The sequence below is a fragment of the Rufibacter aurantiacus genome, from assembly GCF_017916345.1.
GTDB lineage: Bacteria > Bacteroidota > Bacteroidia > Cytophagales > Hymenobacteraceae > Nibribacter > Nibribacter roseolus.
This window is the reverse complement of record NZ_JAFMSV010000006.1, coordinates 161514-180379: the sequence shown is the minus strand read 5'-3', so window position 1 is coordinate 180379 and position 18866 is coordinate 161514. Positions and strand designations below refer to the sequence as shown.

At 54.6% G+C, this 18866-nt stretch carries 14 protein-coding genes; 5 read left to right on the top strand and 9 right to left on the bottom strand.

Going from position 1 to position 18866, the window contains the following annotated elements; genetic code table 11:
• Nucleotides 1-195 precede the first annotated feature (195 nt).
• The 8 genes from J3P34_RS21760 to J3P34_RS21725 all read right to left on the bottom strand — a co-directional run bounded on the left by J3P34_RS21760 (nucleotide 196) and on the right by J3P34_RS21725 (nucleotide 11936).
• Nucleotides 196-468, bottom strand: a complete 273-nt coding sequence (locus tag J3P34_RS21760) for a Txe/YoeB family addiction module toxin (RefSeq protein ID WP_210490731.1) — start codon at nucleotides 466-468, stop codon at nucleotides 196-198.
• A complete protein-coding gene (locus J3P34_RS21755; RefSeq protein ID WP_149090584.1) occupies nucleotides 458-745 on the bottom strand; it encodes a type II toxin-antitoxin system Phd/YefM family antitoxin in 288 nt (95 codons plus the stop codon). Before J3P34_RS21755 ends, J3P34_RS21760 begins: the two co-directional genes overlap by 11 nt.
• 166 nt (nucleotides 746-911) lie before the next feature.
• Entirely contained in the window at nucleotides 912-2777 is a 1866-nt protein-coding gene (locus J3P34_RS21750; protein WP_210490730.1) for a M61 family metallopeptidase, read from the bottom strand.
• A 186-nt stretch (nucleotides 2778-2963) separates the two neighbouring features.
• Nucleotides 2964-5384 carry an ABC transporter permease gene (locus J3P34_RS21745; protein WP_210490728.1) on the bottom strand — a complete coding sequence of 807 codons (2421 nt, stop codon included), beginning with the start codon at nucleotides 5382-5384 and terminating at the stop codon, nucleotides 2964-2966.
• Between the two features lie 94 nt (nucleotides 5385-5478).
• Entirely contained in the window at nucleotides 5479-7878 is a 2400-nt protein-coding gene (locus tag J3P34_RS21740; RefSeq protein ID WP_210490727.1) for an ABC transporter permease, read from the bottom strand.
• A 33-nt stretch (nucleotides 7879-7911) separates the two neighbouring features.
• Complete coding sequence (locus J3P34_RS21735; protein ID WP_210490726.1) at nucleotides 7912-8379, bottom strand: DoxX family protein; 468 nt, start codon at nucleotides 8377-8379, stop codon at nucleotides 7912-7914.
• 89 nt (nucleotides 8380-8468) lie between these two features.
• A complete protein-coding gene (locus J3P34_RS21730) occupies nucleotides 8469-10898 on the bottom strand; it encodes an ABC transporter permease (RefSeq protein ID WP_210490725.1) in 2430 nt (809 codons plus the stop codon).
• Nucleotides 10899-11225: 327 nt separating this feature from the next.
• Complete coding sequence (locus J3P34_RS21725; RefSeq protein WP_210465496.1) at nucleotides 11226-11936, bottom strand: ABC transporter ATP-binding protein; 711 nt, start codon at nucleotides 11934-11936, stop codon at nucleotides 11226-11228.
• 365 nt (nucleotides 11937-12301) lie between these two features.
• On the opposite strand from J3P34_RS21725, the gene J3P34_RS21720 reads away from it, so the two are divergent.
• Together J3P34_RS21720 and J3P34_RS21715 are read left to right on the top strand one after the other, a co-directional pair.
• Complete coding sequence (locus J3P34_RS21720; RefSeq protein WP_210490724.1) at nucleotides 12302-13678, top strand: sigma-54-dependent transcriptional regulator; 1377 nt, start codon at nucleotides 12302-12304, stop codon at nucleotides 13676-13678.
• The gene (locus tag J3P34_RS21715; protein WP_210490723.1) at nucleotides 13668-15059 is read left to right on the top strand and encodes a sensor histidine kinase; all 1392 of its coding nucleotides are present in this window, start codon (nucleotides 13668-13670) and stop codon (nucleotides 15057-15059) included. The genes J3P34_RS21720 and J3P34_RS21715 overlap by 11 nt, the downstream gene beginning before the upstream one ends.
• Before the next feature lie 393 nt (nucleotides 15060-15452).
• On the opposite strand, the gene trxA is transcribed toward J3P34_RS21715, so the two are convergent.
• Entirely contained in the window at nucleotides 15453-15761 is a 309-nt protein-coding gene (gene trxA, locus J3P34_RS21710) for a thioredoxin (protein WP_149090592.1), read from the bottom strand.
• 187 nt (nucleotides 15762-15948) lie between these two features.
• Here trxA and J3P34_RS21705 point away from each other — a divergent pair, with 187 nt between their 5' ends.
• The 3 genes from J3P34_RS21705 to J3P34_RS21695 all read left to right on the top strand — a co-directional run bounded on the left by J3P34_RS21705 (nucleotide 15949) and on the right by J3P34_RS21695 (nucleotide 18838).
• Nucleotides 15949-17157, top strand: coding sequence for an alpha/beta hydrolase family protein (locus J3P34_RS21705; protein ID WP_246853850.1), 1209 nt, complete (start codon nucleotides 15949-15951; stop codon nucleotides 17155-17157).
• Between the two features lie 302 nt (nucleotides 17158-17459).
• Complete coding sequence (locus J3P34_RS21700) at nucleotides 17460-18272, top strand: enoyl-CoA hydratase/isomerase family protein (protein WP_210490722.1); 813 nt, start codon at nucleotides 17460-17462, stop codon at nucleotides 18270-18272.
• Nucleotides 18273-18388: 116 nt separating this feature from the next.
• The gene (locus J3P34_RS21695) at nucleotides 18389-18838 is read left to right on the top strand and encodes a sterol desaturase family protein (protein WP_210490721.1); all 450 of its coding nucleotides are present in this window, start codon (nucleotides 18389-18391) and stop codon (nucleotides 18836-18838) included.
• Nucleotides 18839-18866: the final 28 nt, after the last annotated feature.

Here is an 18866-nt window from a genome sequence, read left to right as displayed (position 1 = left end):
AGCGGACCTCGGGAACGGAATATGTCTGGAGGGTGGAAACACGCTTGCGGTGGTCAGATTTAAAACATAACGCCTAAACCCCTGATATGTTTTCAGGAGGTGGTGGCTACGCTTCCTTAAAGATAGTATTTAATTCAACTTTAGGAATAGACAAGGTTGATGAAGAAGGCCACCAGTAGGGTGCCCTATGGGTGTTTAATAGTGTAGGCGGCATTGGACGATGAGGCAGGTCTGATCCAAGCCTTTGGTACCTATTATCTTGTAGACCAACCTGTGCTCATGGGTGATGCGCCTTGACCAATAGCCCTTTAGGTCATACTTTAGCGGCTCCGGCTTTCCCAGCCCTCCAAAGGGTTCTTTCCGGATCGCTTCCAGTAACTCATAGATGCGCTTAACGGTGTTGAAGTCGCCTTTCTGTATAAAGTAAAAGATGTCCTCGTGCGCATGTTGGGTGTAGTTAAATTGCATTTTCGCCTTTCGCTATCTCCTTTTGCAGATCCTCCAGGGAGAAAGAAATGGTTTGGCCTTTTTCCGCCTGCGTGATGGACTCATCAAGGCGTTGGCGGTTGGCAGGAGTAGAGAGAAGGTGGGCCGTTTCCATAATGGAGTTATACTCGCTCAAGGGCATAAGGACGACTGCCTCTTCATTTTCCCTTGGAATCACTAACGTGTCCAGGGATTTGGTAACCATGTCAAGGTATTTTTTGATGTTGCCTCTGAAAGCGCTAACGGTCAATGATAACATAACAGTAGAGTTTATTCCTTGACGAATGTACATAATTATGTACAACATAGTTGCATGAAGTGTAAAAATGCTACTTACCCTATGTTAGGAACGAAAAGTGGCGCCCGTTTTGGGGTTGTTTCAAAGAAAACAACCCCAAAACGGGCGCCACAGAAATCAGAATAGCTTACAGGCTGGAATACAACCAGGCTTCCCTTAAGGCTAGCTGTGCCGGGGTGGCATTGGGGTCTGGGGTAAGCAGGTGCGATACGTTTTCCTCAGCGGCTACTAGTTTGCCTTTCAGTTCCACCGGCTTCACCGTACCGGAGGCGTCTTTGCGGCCCACAGTGATGGAGATAGGCGTGCCTTCCTTCGCATTGATCACGTGCTTGTTGATAAGATCCGTGGCGTTGCGCAGGTTCAGGTCCTCACCGTTGATCTGCCACAACTGGTCGCCGGCTTTGTAGCCCATCTGCTTCCCGAAGGAAGTCAGGTTCTCGGTACTGGCTACCATCAGATGCCCGGAGGCCTGGTCATAGCCAATGGTGGGTCTACCCAACGAGATGCGTTTCTGCGTGCCGGTAGGCTGGTAGGTAATGCCTACTTTCCTGAAAAGCTCAGAATAGGGCAAAGGCTCGTTGCCTTCCACATAGCGCTTGAAGAAGTCCCGGATCTCGGGGTAAGTCAAAGCCGTGATCTTGTCAAACAACTCCTCGTCTTTGAACGACTGGTTTTTGCCGTAAGTCTGGCTCAGGTCTTTCATCAGGTTCCGGATGCCGTATTTGCCGCCCGAAAGCTCGCGCAGCCTGATGTCTAGGGCCATGCCAATGAGGGCGCCTTTCTGGTACACGTTGCCGTACTCTTTCTCGTGCTTGTCCAGGGCGCCCAGGCTCAGCTCGGTGAAGGCCAGTGCGTCATTGTACTCCTGCTGAGAGGCAATGATCTTGTTGCGCATCTCCGTGAGGAAATCAGGCAGCTCTTCCAGGCGCTGGTTTATCTGCACGTGGTGGGCGAAATACTCCGTCACACCTTCGTACATCCAGAGGTGCTTAGACATCTTGGGATTGCTGAAATCAAAGTTCCCGATCTCCTCTGAGTGGATATTCAGTGGGGTCACGATGTGGAAGAACTCGTGCGCCGCGATATTCCGGACCTGTTCAGCCAGCATGGTAGGCGGCATCTCTGGGAAATAGTACACCGAGGAGTAGGAGTGCTCCAGCGCCCCGTACGCGCCCGTGCGGTTAGGCTTGTCGTCTATGTACACCAGGAAAGCGTATTTGTCTACCGGCAGCGTGCCGCCCAGGTAATTTTTCTGCGCTTCCAGAATGGTTCTGATGTTCTCGGCCAGGTTTTTAGAGCGGGCCCCACCACCAGCGGCGAAAGTAGAGATCAGAACCTCGGCGTTGCCTACTTTGAGCATAGCCGTGTCTGGGCGGCTGTACAGCATAGGCGAGTCTACCAGGTCATTGTAGTTCTGCAGCAGGTAGGTGTCTGAGGTGGGCGTGGAACTGGTGGTGCGCAGCGGGGTAGCGCCGTAGAAGTCCTGCGGCTTGTTTACCGTAATCTGGTAAGGCACCTTGGTCATGTTGGCGAAGTACCCAAAGAACCCGTGCGTGTTGAGCAGGAAAACCTTGCCTGCCTCAATATCAGTGGCGGCGGGTTCAAACACGATGTCTTCTTTCTTGGGCGTGTCCCAGGTGTCATCCACCAGGTAGGTGAGGCGGGCCAGTTTCTTGGCTTTCTTTATTTTCCAGGTGTTCTGGTCCAGGCGCTCCACGCTCAGTTTTTTGCCTTTTTTGTCAAAGGCGTTGAAGTCAGAGACAAACTTCCCGAAATTATACACTGCGTAGGTGCCGGGCACCATTTTAGGCATGTGGTAGAGGACTTCGTCTTCTTTGATTTCTGGGGTGATCAGGGTCACCTGCAGTTTATCGTCTTTGGCCTGGGCCAGGTCCACAGAAAACTTGTAGGCAGGGGTGGCGTTGTTTTGCGCCAGCAGGGGGGAGTGCAGGAGAGCGGCAAACGCCAGCGCCGCCAATGATTTTTTCAACATAGAATTTTAGATGTCTTGGAATGCTAAGAAAACGAAAGTTATCGGGTTTAGGTGTCTGTACCGGAAGAATCCTGTGCCGTCTTCTCAGGAGGAGACCGTTTCTCCTCTACGTTTTAGTCGCTGGGAGAGCCTAAAACTTACAGAAGGCGTTCCTGGGCCGTTTTCAGGAAAGAAGCCCAAAGCAGATTACTCACTCCTGAGCGATTTCACCGGGTCCAGCAAAGCCGCCTTGGCCGCCTGGATACCCACGGTGGCCACCGCAATGAGCAGCGAAGCCAACCCTGCAGTGAAGAATAACCAAGGACTCAGGTTCACCTGATAGGCGAAATCCTGGAGCCAGTTCTTCATCCCGTACCAGGCCACCGGCGAGGCGATAAGAATGGCCAGCAGCACCAGCAGCGCGAAATCTTTAGACAGCAACAGTACAATCTCCACCACCGTAGACCCCAGCACCTTCCGGATGCCAATTTCTTTCGTGCGCTGCTCGGCGGTAAAAGAAGCCAGCCCGAACAAACCCAGACAGGCAATGAGAATGGTGAGCGCCGCGAAGTACCCAAACACGGTAAGCATCTTTTCTTCGGCCTGATACTGCCGGTTGAAATGGTCATCCATAAAGAAGTAATCCATGGGGTGCCGGGGTGCGAAGGCTTTCCATTTCTGCTCTAGGAAAGTGAGGGAGGCTTCCAGGTCCTGGGGCCGTACTTTGGCCAGCAGATAGCCCGTGTTTTCTTTGATGGGGATGATCATGAGCGGCTCAATGGGATTGTGCAGTGAGGCGTAATTGAAGTTGCGGGCCACCCCAATGACTTTGGCATCATAGTCGGTGACCTGCACGCGCTTGCCCATGGGGTTCTTCCAGCCCAGCCATTTCACGCCTGCCTCGTTGATGATGACCGCGCCTTTTTCATCTGTGGGAATATCCTTCTGAAAGGTGCGGCCTTCTTTCAACTCAATGCCCATCAGTTCCAGGAAATTGTAACTCACAAACATCACGTTCATGGTCTGGTCTTTCTCCGTGCCGTCTTCTTCCTCCACCAACATCAGCAGGCGGGCCAGCCTTTCGCCCGGAATATTGCCCGTGGTAGCCGTCTGCAGAAAGTTGGGGTTCTGAGTGAGCTCCTGCTGGAAAACCATCAGCCTTTTCTGGAAAAGAGAGTCGCCCTTGGGCAGGTTAAGGGCCAGAACCTGTTCTTTGTTGAACCCCAAGTTCTTGTTTTTGAGAAACTGCAACTGGCTGTATACCACGGCCGTGCCGATGATCAAAACCAGCGAAATGGTGAACTGTACCACCACCAGACTCCGCCGCAGCCACGCATTGCTGCCCCTGGGGTTTTTATCCGATTTTAGAACTTCCACCGGTTTAAACCCCGACAGGAAGAAGGCCGGGTAACTACCCGCCACCAAACCCACAAACAGCAGAATAGCCAGGATGAGCAAAACAAAATTCGTGTTCAGCAGAGAAGAAAGGGCGAATTGTTTTTCGGTGAGTTCGTTGAAAACGGGCAGGGAAAGCTCCACCATGGCCAATGCCAGCACCAGCGCCAGCAGCGTGATCAGGATGGATTCACCCAGGAACTGCCCGATGATCTGGCTCCGGTGCGCGCCCACCACCTTCCGCAAGCCCACCTCCCGTGACCGCTTGGCCGAGCGGGCCGTGGCCAGGTTCATGTAATTTATGCAGGCAATAAGCAAGATAAACACCGCCACCACCGAGAAAATGTACACGTAAGACCGGCTCCCCGAGGGGCTGATATCGGTCTGGAAGTCATTGCTGAGGTGGATTTCGGGGATAGGCTGTACCATGAGTTCCATAGACGCGGAAATCTCGTTTTCCTTGAGCCAGGGAACGGCCCGCCGTTGTACCAGGTCCGCCAGTTTTTGCTTGAAGGCAGGCAGCGAAGCGGGGTGGTGGAGGGTGAAATAGGTGTAATACCCAAACAGAATCCATTCGTTTTCTTGTGCCGCTATCGTCTCGGCGTCTTTCCCGGCCCGTTCTGCTTCGTCTTTGGTCACCATGGAGAAAAAAGCGCTGGCCTGAAGATGCGAGTGTTTTTCGGCTTTGAACACCCCGGTGACCAGGTGCTGATTTCTGCTGAACTGTAGCGGCTGGCCCAGGGCTTTCTCCACGCTGCCAAAGTATTTGCGGGCCAACTCGTCAGAGATGACAATGGTTCTGGGCGCCCGAAGGGCCGTCACCGGATCACCGGCCAAAAAGGTGTAAGGCACCACCTGGAAGAAAGTGCTGTCGGCGAAGAAAAGGTTGTCCTCCAGAAAGGGTTGCTGGTCTTTCCAGACGGTCTGTTTTTTGGAGGCGGCCAGGCGGGCCACTTTCTTCACCTCGGGGATCTCGCGCCGCATGTGGTCGGCCAGGGGCTTAGGGGAAAGGGAAAACCGGTCATCCTCTCCGTGGAAGTTCACCCGGCTCACCACCCGGTAAATGTGCTGGGCATCGGCGAAGCCACTTTCATAGGTCAGCTCGTGGCCCACGTACAAAAAGATGAGCAGGCACGCCGAGATCCCGGTCGCCAGCCCGATGATGTTGATGGCCGAGTACGCCTTGTGCCGCAGCAGATTCCGCCACGCTATCTTGAGGTAATTCCTGAGCATCGGGTTGTAAAATGTTGCCCCGCCATGGGCCGTACTAAGTTCCGAAATAGTTTTTGTTTAGGGACCGTTTTCCTCAAACCGGCCCCTAAACGGCTTATTCGCTTCTGAGGGCTTTGATGGGGTCCAGCAACGCCGCCTTGGCCGCCTGCACGCTCACGGTAGCCACTGCAATAATCAAAGCCACCATGCCCGCGCTCACAAACAACCAGGGGCTCAGGGGCACCCGGTAGGCGAATTCCTGCAGCCATTGTTGCATGCCGTACCAGGCCAGCGGCGAGGCCAGCACAATGGCAATGACCACCAGCACCGCAAAGTCTTTGGTCAAGAGCATCACAATGCCCAGCACCGAAGAGCCCAGCACCTTCCGGATACCGATCTCGCGGGTGCGCTGCTCGGCCATGAACGAGGTGAGCCCGAACAAACCCATGCAGGCAATGATAATAGTCAAGATGGAGAAGTACCCGAAAACCTTCAGCATTTTCTCTTCGCTTTGGTATTGCGCGTTGAAACTCTCGTCCAGGAAGGTGAGGTCAATGGGGCGGTTAGGGTCAAAGCGGGCCCAGGTGGTTTTCACGTGCGCCAGGGCTTCCTCAAAGTTGTCGCCGGAGAGCCGTGCCAGCAAATAACCCGAGGTTCTGGGCCGCACGCGCAGCACCACGGGCGCAATCTTGTCGTGCAAAGAGGTGTAGTTGAAGTCCTTGACCACGCCAATGACCTTGCCGCTGGTGGTGTCACTGAACCCGATGCGCTTGCCCACGGCCTCCTTCCAGCCCAGCAGGTTGGCGGCCGCCTCGTTGATGATGAAGCCAGAGCTTTGGTCGGTGCCCATGTCCCGAGAGAAGTTGCGGCCGGCTTTGAGTTTGATGCCCATCAGGTCCAGGAAGTCATAGTCCACGGTCATCATGTTCATGGTTTTCTCCACCATGGCGTTGTTGCGCTCCACCATGAAAATGAGCACCCCAGAACCTTGACCCGGAATCTGGGCCGAGGCCGAGACCTGCGTCACGTTGGGGTTGGCCAGCATCTCACTCTTGATCAAAGGCAGTTTGGCGGTGAGCGTGGTGTCTCCGCTGGGGATGTCAATCACGGCCACCTGTTCTTTGTTGAAACCCAGATCGGCTTTCTTCAGGAAATCCATCTGGCTGTACACCACCACCGTCCCGATGATGAGCACCAGCGAAATAGTGAACTGCAGAATCACCAGCCCTTTGCGCAGGGTAGCGCCGCTGCCCCGGGGCGCCTTGTCTGATTTAAGCACATCCACCGGCTTAAAGCCCGAGAGGAAAAACGCCGGGTAACTGCCCGCTACCAACCCAATCAACAGGATAATGCCCAGCAACGTGAGCCCGAAAACCGGGTTGAGCAGGTAAGCAGACCCTATATTTTTATTCGTGAGGCCGTTGAAGGTAGGCAACAGCAGCTCCACCAAAGCCAGCGCCAGCAAAACCGCCAGCAGGGTAATCACCAAAGATTCGCCCAAGAACTGACTTACCAGCTGCGAGCGGTGCGCGCCCACCACTTTGCGCAAGCCCACTTCCTTAGCGCGTTTCGCCGAGCGGGCCGTGGCCAGGTTCATGTAGTTGATGGAGGCAATGAGCAGCACAAAAATGGCCACCGCCGAGAAAATGAAGATGTAGGACCGGTTGCCCGAAGGAGACAGTTCATACAGCCAGTCATTAGTAAGGTGAATGTCTGTCAACGGCTGAATTTTGTAGTCAACCCGGCCGGTGGACTGCATCTGGTCATAGGCTGGTTTTACCCGTTTCAGGAAAAAATCGCCCATTTTCGCCTGAAGGGAAGCTGCCTGCGAGGGGTTGCGCAGCACCACGTAGGTGTAGGTGTTGGTATTGCCCCATTCCCCTTCCATCATCTGCATGAACTCGGTGCCCATGGAACTCATAGAGGCAAAGAAATCTGGGGTGAGGTGCGAGGGGCCGGACGGCGCCAGCACGCCCGTCACCTTGAACGACTCGCCCTGGATCTTCACCAACTGCCCCTGCGCCGCAGCCGCGCTCCCGAAGAGTTTCTCGGCGGTAGCCTGGGTGAGTACCATGGATAAGGGAGCCGCCAACGCCGTGGCCGGATCGCCGCTTTGGAACTGGTAATCAAAAACGGAGAAGAAATTGCTGTCTACAAAGTAGGAGTTGGTGAGGTAGAAAACCTTGTCATCAGAAACACTCACGGCCTGCTTGTCGCCGTTAACTAGGCGCACGGCGGTTTCCACCTCGGGGTAATCGGCTTTAAGGGCCGGGGCCAGGCCGCCGGTAGTAAGGGAGGCTTTCTCAATCTCGTCGTCCACAATCAGGTCGTTCACCACCCGGTAGGTGCGGTCGGCTTTGGCGAAATGATTCTCGTAACTCAGTTCGTGCTGAACAAACAGGAAAATGAGCAGACACGCCGAGATACCCGTGGCCAGACCGATGATGTTGATGGCCGAGTATGCTTTCTGCCGCAGCAGATTCCGCCAGGCTATTTTGAGGTAGTTTTTGATCATGGAGGAAAGGTCTGTTTTGAGGAAGGAGGTTTGTTAGAATGTTGTTTGCCGGTGGGGTGTCGCAGGTGTTCGTTCTGTTCGCCGCTCGTGCAGGTAGCGGTCCAACGACAGGGCACCGGCGCCGTGCAGCAGGAAAAACAAACCCACCGCCATCAGCTGCACCGGCTGGAAAAACTGCTCATAGCTTTGTCCGCGGTGGGCGATGATGTAAGCCAGGATAAAATTCATCAGGATAAAGAAGCCCGCCACCCGCACCTGCCAGCCCACGATCAGGAAAATCCCGCACAGGAACTGCACCGCCACTGAGACAATGGCGCCCAACAACGGAAACGGCACGTGCCGCACCTCCAGAAAATCCCGGAACTCCAACATCCGCTCATAGCTGAACACATTGTCTTGGGTGAAATAAATGAGGTGAAACCCGAACGCCAGGCGCAGGAACACCGCCGCGTACGGTTTGTACCGGTCCAGAAAAGCGGAAAGTGCCAGTTGGTCTGCCATACAGATGCGAGAGAACGGGTTGGTTTGGGCAAAGCCTTTCCGTTTGAGGGCCGTTTTTAGAAAACCAGCCTCAAACGGAAAGGCAAAGGTTATTCGGTTCTAAGCGCTTTCACCGGGTTGAGGAAAGCGGCTTTAGCGGCGTGGAAACTGACGGTGAGCATGGCAATGGTCATGGCAATGAGTCCGGTCAGAATGAAGGTGCTCCAGTTCAGCGGCACGCGGTAGGCGAAATCCTCCAGCCAGCGGTCCATGCTGTACCAGGCAATCGGCGAAGCCAGCGCAATGGCGATAATCACCAGCAGGGCGAAGTCTTTGGACAACAGCATGATGATCTCCCGCACCGAGGAACCCAGCACTTTCCGGATGCCGATCTCTTTGGTGCGCTGCTCGGCGGTGTAAGACGCCAACCCGAACAGCCCCAGACAGGCGATGAAAATAGCGATGGCCGCGAAAATGGTGAAAATCTGCTGTTTCAGGACCTCGGCCTCGTAGAGTTTGCCAAACATGTCATCCATGAACTGGTACTCAAAAGGGGTGCTGGGCAGGAACTTCTTCCAGGTGGCCTGGATGTGGGCCAGCGCCTCCTGCGGGTCTCCCTTGAACTTCACCGTGATGTTGCTGTAGTTTCTATTGTTGGGCGGCAAAAGGTACACCATGGGCGAAATAGCCTCGTGCATGGACTCAAAGTGGAAGTCGCGCACCACGCCAATGACGTGGCCTTTGGTATCACCGTACTTGAAAACCTGGCCAATAGCTTCCTGCGGACTCTTCCACCCAATCATCCGCACCGAGGATTCATTCAGGATAAAGGAGGCGGTATCGGTGGGGTGGTCTTTGAGGAAGTTGCGGCCAGCCACCAGTTTCACGCCGTAGGTCTGGAACAGGTCATGGTCCACGTTCACGAACCTGATGGCCAGATTGGTGCCCTGCAAAGAATCGCCGCGCAGCACCGAGGCGCCCATGGAGTTGAGCAACCGGTTGGAGGGTACCAAGAGCGAGCGGCCCACGTTCTGGATATTGGCCGAGGCCACCAGATCGTTCCGGAACGCGTCGTATTTGTCGGTGAGCCCGTTGTCAAAGTTGAACACCACCAGCCGCTCTTTGTCAAAGCCCAGCGCCTTGTTCTGCATGTAGTTGAGTTGCTGGGAAATAACGCCCGTGGCAATAATGAGCACAATAGAGATAGAGAATTGCGCCACCACCAGTGTCTTGCGCAGGAAGGGGTTGCGGGCACCGCTGCTCAAAGAGCCTTTCAACACCAGCACCGGCCTGAACTTGGAGAGGTAAACCGCCGGGTACAAGCCCGCCATGCCCCCAATCACCAACGGAAGCAGCACGATGATGCCCAGCAGGTAAGGCCTAGAGAATAAATCCAGTTCCAGCGTTTTACCCGTGAAATTGTTCAACCAGGGCAAAAGCGCCTCGGCCAGGCCCAGGGCCAGAATAGTTGACAAAATGGCCACCAAAATAGACTCCATCAGGAACTGTCCCACCAGGGTCTGCTGGTGCGCACCCACCACTTTTCTAATGCCGATTTCCTTCGCCCGGCTGGTAGAGCGGGCGGTACAAAGGTTGATGTAGTTGATGCAGGCGATGAGCAGAATGAACAACGCTACCGCGCTCAGGATCATGACCGTTTTGATGTCGCCGTTGGGTTCTTCCTCAGAGTCCAGGTGCGAGCGCAGGTGCACATCGGTGACTTTCTGCAGGTGCAGGGTGGTGAACTCAGAAGGTTTGCGAGCGCGGGCGTGGTCTGAGCCGCCCAGGTGTTTGTCCAGGAAAGCCGGGAAAGCAGCCTGCAGGTTCTGGGCCGGATAGTTCTTAGGCAGCAAAAGGTACGTCCCGAAGGAGTTGTTCCCGAAGTTGGTAGCCAGCTGTTTGGCGCCGTAAATGGCAGTATCCGCTAAGGTGTTGAAAGAAACCAGGAAATCTGGGTGCATGTGCGAGTTGGCCGGAAACGCTTTGTACACGCCGCCTACCTTCACCGAGTATTTACTGAAGACCTGCAAAACCTTCCCCACCGGATCAGCGCCGGGGTAGTATTTCTCGGCCATGGCATCGCTCATGAGCAGGGTGTAGGGCTCCGTGAGGGCCTTCTTGCCATCACCCTTGAGCATGGGAATGGTGAAGATGTCCAGCAAGTTAGGCTCCGCGAAGTAAACGCGCTTCTCATTGAACGCTTTCTGCTGCTCTTTGTCCTCCACCAAAACCTGGGTGTTCAGCACGCGCGCGACCTTCTCAATATCGGGGAAATCCTGCTCGATCAAGGGCCCGAACGGCGGCGCCACGTGCCCCAGCGCCAGACTCACGCTTCCGTCATCGCTCTTGAAGTCGCGGGTAACGCGGTAGATGCGGTCAGCGTTGACATGGTAGCGGTCATAGCTGAACTCGTCCAGCACGTACAGCGAGATCAAAATACAAGCCGTGATCCCGATGGTGAGCCCGGCGATGTTGATGGTGGAGTAGATCTTCTGGCGCACCAAATTGCGCCAGGCTACTTTCAGATAGTTTTTGAACATTGCGGTAGTAGTTCTGAGTCTATAGTTCTGAGTCTTGAGTCAAGGAAAACGCGGGAAAAAGGAAGTCCTGAGTTCTGAGTCTTGAGTTCTGAGTCAAAGAAAGCAGGTGGTGGTTATAAGCCTGTTTTTCTAAAAAGAAGCCCTAAACGGAAGGCTTCCATCGTTGCAATCGCTGGCGCGAGCGTCCCTGTCCGCACGCATTGTTGAATGTTTTATTTTCCGAATCATCAATCAATCAATCAATATGTGTGAGATCAGGAATGCTTGAGGACACGAGCGGGACGCTCGGGCCAGCAGTACAGCAATCTTTGTTTTTCAACTCATGACTCAGAACTCCGGACTCAGAACTCTCGCCGCATGCCGCTCGGTGATGCTTTCGGTTACAATCTGGCCGTCCAGCAGGCGGATGATGCGGTGGGCGTAGTCGGCGTCGGAAGGGGAGTGGGTGACCATCACCACGGTGGTGCCGGCCTCGTTCAGGGCGCTGAGCAGTTCCATGACCTCGCGGCCGTGGGCTGAGTCCAGGTTCCCGGTGGGCTCATCGGCGAGGAGCAGGGCGGGTTTGCTGACCACCGCCCGCGCGATGGCCACCCGTTGCTGCTGTCCGCCCGAGAGCTGTTGCGGGAAGTGGTTGCGACGGTGCGCGATCTGCATCTGTTCCATGGCCTCGTTCACGCGCTCTTTGATCTCCTGGCCGGAAAGCTTCTGGTAGATGAGCGGTAATTCAATGTTTTCCTGCACGGTGAGCTCGTCAATGAGGTTGAAGCTCTGGAACACAAACCCGATGTGGTGCTTCCGCAGATCGGCGCGCTGGCGCTCAGAACTCCGGGAAACCTCCTTGTCCAAAAACCAGAACTCGCCGCTGTTGGGATTGTCCAGCAACCCGATGATGTTGAGCAACGTGGATTTTCCGCAGCCCGAGGGGCCCATCATGGCCACAAACTCGCCCGGTTTTATTTCAAAGGAAATGCCGTTGAGGGCCGTGGTCTCCACTTCATCGGTGGTGTACTTTTTCTGGAGATTGACAATTTTTAGCATAGGTCTGGTATAGGCGAGTTTTAGGTGGCGGCTGTTTTAGCCCTGATTTCCGGAAAACAGCCCCTAAACAGAAGCGGCTAGACCGGAGGCAGGTGCCAACACAGGCATCCCAAATGCAATGCCAAATTAGCTAAGTTGCAGACAGTGAGTTGATTTGCCGGATTTGGCTTTTAGCGCTTGCCTCAAAGTGCACGGTTTCGTACATTTATTCGTCTGTAAGCGTACACCCCTTCCGCCGCAGGCTCCCCAGAGGCAGGAGAAAGCCCTTGAGGACCAGCGTTTAAGCCCCTGGTGACCGTAGGTTGGCTCTTGTGGCACCCTACTTGTATTGGCCCGGCATTCACCCTAGAACTTTCCTTTGCCCTATGAGCAAAATGACCTGCCGCATCTTGATTGTGGATGACCAGGAAGATATCCTCACCGCCGGACGCATCTTCCTGAAACAACACTTCTCCCTAGTGCGCACCGAGATAAACCCCCAGCGCCTCCCCGATTTGCTCCAGAAAGAGCCCTATGACGTGATTTTGCTGGACATGAACTACACCGCCGGAGCCACCTCCAGCCGCGAGGGGCTTGATTTGCTGCAGAGAATCCTGGAAGTAGACCCACAGGCTGTGGTAGTCATGATGACCGCCTACGGCGACATTGACCTTGCCGTGCAGGCCCTAAAGCTGGGCGCCACTGATTTTGTGGTGAAACCCTGGCATAACGAGAAACTGCTGGCCACCATGATCTCAGCGTGCAAACTGCGCCAGTCCACCTCAGAAGTACAGCATCTCCGCACCAAGCAACAACACCTGAACCAGACCCTTAACGAGCTGGGCGTAGAACTGGTAGGCTCGTCGCCGGCCATGCAGCGCGTGTACCAGACCCTGGAGAAAGTAGCCACCACCGATGCCAACGTGCTCATCCTGGGCGAAAACGGCACCGGAAAGGAAGTAGCGGCCCGGCTGCTGCACCGCCTCTCGCACCGCGCCAAAGAGGTTTTCATCCCTGTTGATTTAGGAGCCGTCACGGAGAGTTTGTTTGAAAGCGAGCTGTTCGGGCACGTGAAAGGCTCCTTCACCGATGCCAAGGAAGACCGCGCCGGCCGCTTCGAGGTCGCCTCCGGCGGAACCCTGTTCCTGGACGAGATCGGGAATTTGAATCTGCCGCTGCAGGCCAAGCTGTTGACGGCGCTGCAAAGCCGGGTGATCACGCCAGTGGGCTCCAATAGGCCGCGGCCGGTGAACATCCGGTTGGTGAGCGCTACCAACATGCCGCTGTACGAGATGGTGAAGCAGGGCCGCTTCCGGCAGGATTTACTTTACCGCATCAATACCGTGGAGATCCATCTGCCGCCGTTGCGCGAGCGCAAAGAAGACATCCAGCCGCTGGCTGAGCATTTCTTGGCCTCTTTTTCCAAAAAGTACCAAAAACCAAACCTTCGGCTGGAGAAGGCGGTGCTGCAGAAACTGCTGGGTTACTCCTGGCCGGGCAACATCCGGGAACTGGAGCACACCATGGAGCGCGCCGTGATCATGAGCGAACCCGGGCATCTTCATCCATCGGATGTGTACCTGGCGGAGCCTTCCACCCATACCGCGGTGACGCTTGATACCGAGGCAACTTTGGGGAACGTGGAGAAAACGCTGGTGCAGCAGGCGCTTCTCAAGCACAACGGCAACATCACGCATGCCTCCAAAGAGTTGGGGATTACGCGCACCGCTTTGTACCGTCGCATAGAGAAGCATGGTCTATAACTACAACTATTTCACGGTGCGGGTGCTGGCGCGGGTGGTGTTTCTGGCGCTCACGCTGCTGGTGGCAGTGTACGTAGGTTCCGTGCACGGCTGGTACATCTCACTGTTCTGTTTGCTGGTCTTGGCGGCGGGACAGGTGCTGGAACTCACCGAGTACGTGCAGCGCACGAACCGCGACCTCATCCGCTTCCTGCTGGCCATCCGGCACTCAGATTTCACCCAACGTTTTGCGGTGGAGGGCGCCCCGCCGCAGTACCGCGAGCTGCACACCATGTTCAATGACATCACCGGGGCTTTCGCCCGCATCAAGGCCGAGAAAGAAGTGCATCACCAGTACCTGCAGGGCGTGGTGGAGCATTTGCGCATCGGGCTCATCACGTTTGACGCCGAGGGGCACGTGCAGCTCATGAACAAAGCCGCGCACCGCCTCCTGGATTTGCCTTTCCTGCAGAACATCCATTCCATTGACCGCATGTATCCGGCCCTGGCCGAGGTGGCCTTTGCCGAGCCCCGGAACGATGCGCGCCTCATCAGGCTACGCCAGCTCACCGAGGAAGTCCTGCTTACGGTGCATATAACCTCCATCAGGCTCCAGAACGAGGAAGTCAGGATCATGTCTTTCCAGAACATCCGCTCAGAGATGGAGGCGCAGGAACTGGAATCCTGGAAGAAACTCATCAGTGTGCTCACCCACGAGATCATGAACTCGGTGACGCCCATTATCTCGCTTACCTCGTCCATCAGCGACCTGGTGCAGTCTGAGCTTTCGCCCCTCATGGAGGCGGGCCACATGGAGGAAGATACCATGGAAGATCTGCAACTGGGTTTGCGCACCATTGAGAAACGGACCCGCGGCATGCAGCACTTCGTGGAGAATTACCGCCGCCTCACGCGCGTGCCGCCGCCGCACCTGGAGGAACTGTCTTTGCAGGCGCTCTGCGGCCACGTGAGCCGCCTGGTGGAGCCGCAGATGAAGAGTCGCAACATCGCTTTCGTGCTGCAACTACCCGAGGAGCAACTTTGGCTTTCGGCGGATGCCGAGCAATTAGAACAGGTTTTGCTGAATTTATTGAAAAACGCCATGGAAGCTTGCAGTGTGGTGGCACATCCGGCTGTGATCCTGCGGGCGGTGCTGGACCACAAGCAACCCCACATGGTGCGTATTGAGGTGATTGACAACGGCCCCGGCATTGAGGCAGATTCGCAGGAGCAGATCTTCATTCCGTTCTACACCACCAAACCCGAAGGCTCCGGCATTGGCTTGAGTCTGTCGCGCCAGATCGTGCGCCAGCACGGCGGCGTATTGCACGCCACCTCGGCCCCGCATGTGCAAACCACTTTCCACCTGACCTTGCCACTGAAGGAAAAACTGGACCACTAAATCCTAAATCAGGATGGGAATTTCCGCATGCCTCGGCTATAGCGCTTGCTCAAAAGACCTCGTAGCGTCCGGAGGTCCTGCGAGCGTCTGTGTCAACTGCTTCTCCCAGCCAAATCCTGATAATCTTACCTATTCCGAGAATCCTGCTTCTGACAGGGAAGGCCAATCAGGAGATTGGCTGTCCGGGAGGTGCGAAGAGCGCTGTCGCTAACTCTACGCACAACGGTGTGGTGTTTTAGCCTTGATTTTCTGAAAACAAGCCGGAAACGTTTACCCACCCCTAAACCCCTCGAGGAGGGGAAGTCCCGGTTTTGCCGTTGATCCTGCGGCTGACGGCAGAGTTCGCCCGTTTTTAGCCTGATTTACGGAAAACAAGCCCAAACCAGTTCCTGTCTACTTCAGGTGCTGCTGCACTACCTGGCTTAACTGGTGGGCGGGCACCACGCCGGACTGGCGCCAGAGTTGTTTGCCCTGGTGGAAGAGCAGGAGCGTGGGGATGCCCTGCACGCGGTACTGCTGGGCGACGGCTGGGTTCTTGTCTACGTCAATTTTAATCACCTTCAGTTTCCCTTCGTACTGGCGGGCTACCTGCTGCAGAATAGGCGCCATGGTCTTGCAGGGTCCGCACCAATCGGCGTAAAAGTCTACCAGCACCGGCATGCCCGGGCTACTGATGATTTCCTGGAATGATTTTTTAGGCATGGTTTTTACTGTAAGGTTCTAGGTTGTTTATACGGAAAAGGACAATTTCGGATGAATCCTGTCGTTGGGTAAACAAAAGCATTTTCTGCCTGTTTTACTAAAATTAGGCCCAAAGCAGACCGTTAAAAAGGAACTTTAGGTAAGCCCTAATCCTTTATAAATCATACAAACTTAAAAGGGAAATACTTTGAAAACGATAATATTATCAGCCTTGTTGGCTATTACCTCCTGGTTCTCCTCCTGCAAGGAAACCGAGGTGATGGAGCAGCCGCCAGTGGTACAAGCCGAGAAGGACCTTCTGGTCTCGGCGGAGAAACTGACCACTATTCCGGCCGCCGGCTTGAAGGAGATTGCCGTCTCTAATGGACGGTCAGAGTTGGCTACCCTCATCAAATACGACGTGGATGTGTACCGCCTCACTTACCTCACCCAATACAACGGGCAGGAAATACAGGCCTCAGGCTTGATGGTGGTTCCGTTGAACATGACGGCGCCGGCTCCCATCTTGAGTGCGCACCATGGTACTACCTTTGACCAGAAATATGCCCCAAGCAATTTCCAGGTGACTTCTTTAACGGGCTTTGAGCCCTTTGGCGCCGCTGGTTACCTCACCCTGGTTCCAGACTTTATTGGCTATGGTGCCTCTAAGCAGATTCTGCACCCGTACTATGATTTGAAACACTCCGGCACCGCCGTGGTGGACATGATCAAAGCAGGTAAGTCCTTCTTCAAGAAGAACAATGTGAAAACTTCTGACCAGCTGTTTCTGGCGGGTTACTCAGAAGGGGGTTACGTGACTTTGGCGGCCCAGAAAGAGATTGAAGAGCATCCGGACCATGGGTTAACGGTAACTGCCTCTGGCGCTGGTGCCGGCGGATATGACTTGGAGCACATGCTGGCGATGGTGTTAAGCGGGAAGCCCTATGAGTACCCTGCGAACCTAGCCTTTATCCTGCAGGCCTACAACAAGACCTACGACTGGAACCGGCCTCTGACCGATTTCTTCCAGGAACCTTACGCCACCCGTATCCAGGAGTTGATAGACGGTACCCGCACCAGTTCCTCCATTAACAGTGCTTTGGCCAAAGATCCGGCGAAACTATTCAACCCTACCTTTATGGCGGCGTTGCGCGGCAACGGGGAACAAGCCTTGAAAGATGCCCTGAAGCGGAACAGCTTGACCAACTGGGTGCCTAAGAGCCCTACCCGGTTATATCACGGTACGGCAGATATAATGGTGCCTTACAGCAATACGGTATCCACCTACAATGCCATGAAAGCGGCCAACGTGCCTGACCTCAAGTTTGTCTCCATACCCGGCGGTGGGCACGGCAGCAGCCTGGAACCCATGATCAAAGACCTCATTCCCTGGATGGAAGGCATGCGCAACATGTAATCAGGATTGATATTTAAAAAGCCCGGTATCTCTTGAGACCGGGCTTTTTTTATGCACCTAAGCAGCCTTTTCCCGGGAAAAGGCGTCTTGAATATGAAGATCCGACCTAGGAGAGAGCCACCAACTCAAGTGTGAGTGCCAGGCGAATTGCTTTCAAGTTAAGTGCATTTCTATCCAGGATAGGAAGGTTTTACGGCGGCCGGAGGCAGAATCAAGTGGTCAGGGTGCTTGCCCCCGCAGGTTTCATGACAGTCAGGGTGCAATTTTCTTACCTTTCAAACCAATGCTTCGTAAAGAGAGATATGGAACAATCGCATAACCCCGCTACGGAAACCTTTGCGCTTCAATATGTGAATTACCACTGCACAGACCGGGTGGCTTCTATTACTTTGAACCGTCCTGAGAAACGTAATGCCCTCAATTACCAAATGGTAACCGAGTTGAAGCATGCCTTTGACACCGCAGAGAATGATGACGAATGCAAAGTGGTCATACTCAAAGCATCGGGGCAGGCTTTCTGCGCGGGTGCTGACCTGGAGTACCTGCAGCAACTGAAGAACAACTCCTACGCTGAGAACCTGGAGGATTCTTCACACCTCATGCAGCTTTTCTACCAGATCTATACCTTGAAGAAAGTGGTCATTGCGCAGGTGAGCGGACCAGCCATTGCCAGCGGTTGCGGGCTGGCCACCGTCTGCGATTTCACCTATACCGTACCATCGGCCAGGTTTGGGTACACCGAGGTCAAAATAGGGTTTCTGCCTGCCATTGTCAAAGTGTTCCTGCTCAGGAAAATAGGAGAGGCCCGGGCCAAGGAATTGCTCCTCACCGGTGACCTGATCTCAGCGGAGAAAGCCAAAACCTTTGGCCTGGTGAATGAAGTAGTGCCCGAAGAAGAGCTGGACCAGACCGTGCGGGATCTGGCTAAACGGTTGTGCGTGCAGAACTCAGGGCAGGCCATGGAAGTCACAAAGGAAATGATTGCCCGGGTGCAGGAACTTCCGTTAAGAGACGCTTTGGAATACGCCGCTGAGCGTAACGCTCTGGCCCGTGCCACCGATGATTGCCACCTGGGTATCCAGGCTTTCCTTGACAAGCAATCCATGACCTGGTAAGCCCAAGGGGAGCGGGTTTCCTGTTTCATCAACTGCATTTTTTCCCGGGGTAATCGCGTATTCACTACCTTTAAAACTTATTTTAAACAATTGACCAAACTGCTGGTTGAGAGAGTATGCTGACGAACGCGGCGATAGTTTTAGGAACCTTTGTTACGATGGAATTGGTGGCATGGGCGGTGCACAAATACGTGCTGCACGGCTTTCTGTGGAGCATCCACAAATCGCACCACACCAAACACAACCATCTTTTTGAGCTGAACGATGTCTCGTTTGTGTTCTACGGGGTCATTGCCATGCTGTGCTTTATCTACGGCTCAGAAAAGCATGACTACCGGTTCTGGATTGGGGTAGGCATCTCACTGTACGGTGCGGCCTATTTCCTGGTGCATGATTTGTTTATCCATAGACGGCTCAGGCTGTTTGGCAAAACAAAGAGCACTTACCTCCGGGCCCTGGACATTGCGCACAAAGTGCACCACAAAGCCAAAGACAAAGACAACTCAGAGTCATTTGGTATGCTCTGGGTGCATCCTAAATTCTTTCGTATCGCCCGGAAGCGTTAACTTTACGTTCCGTTTCTAACCTCTCTCC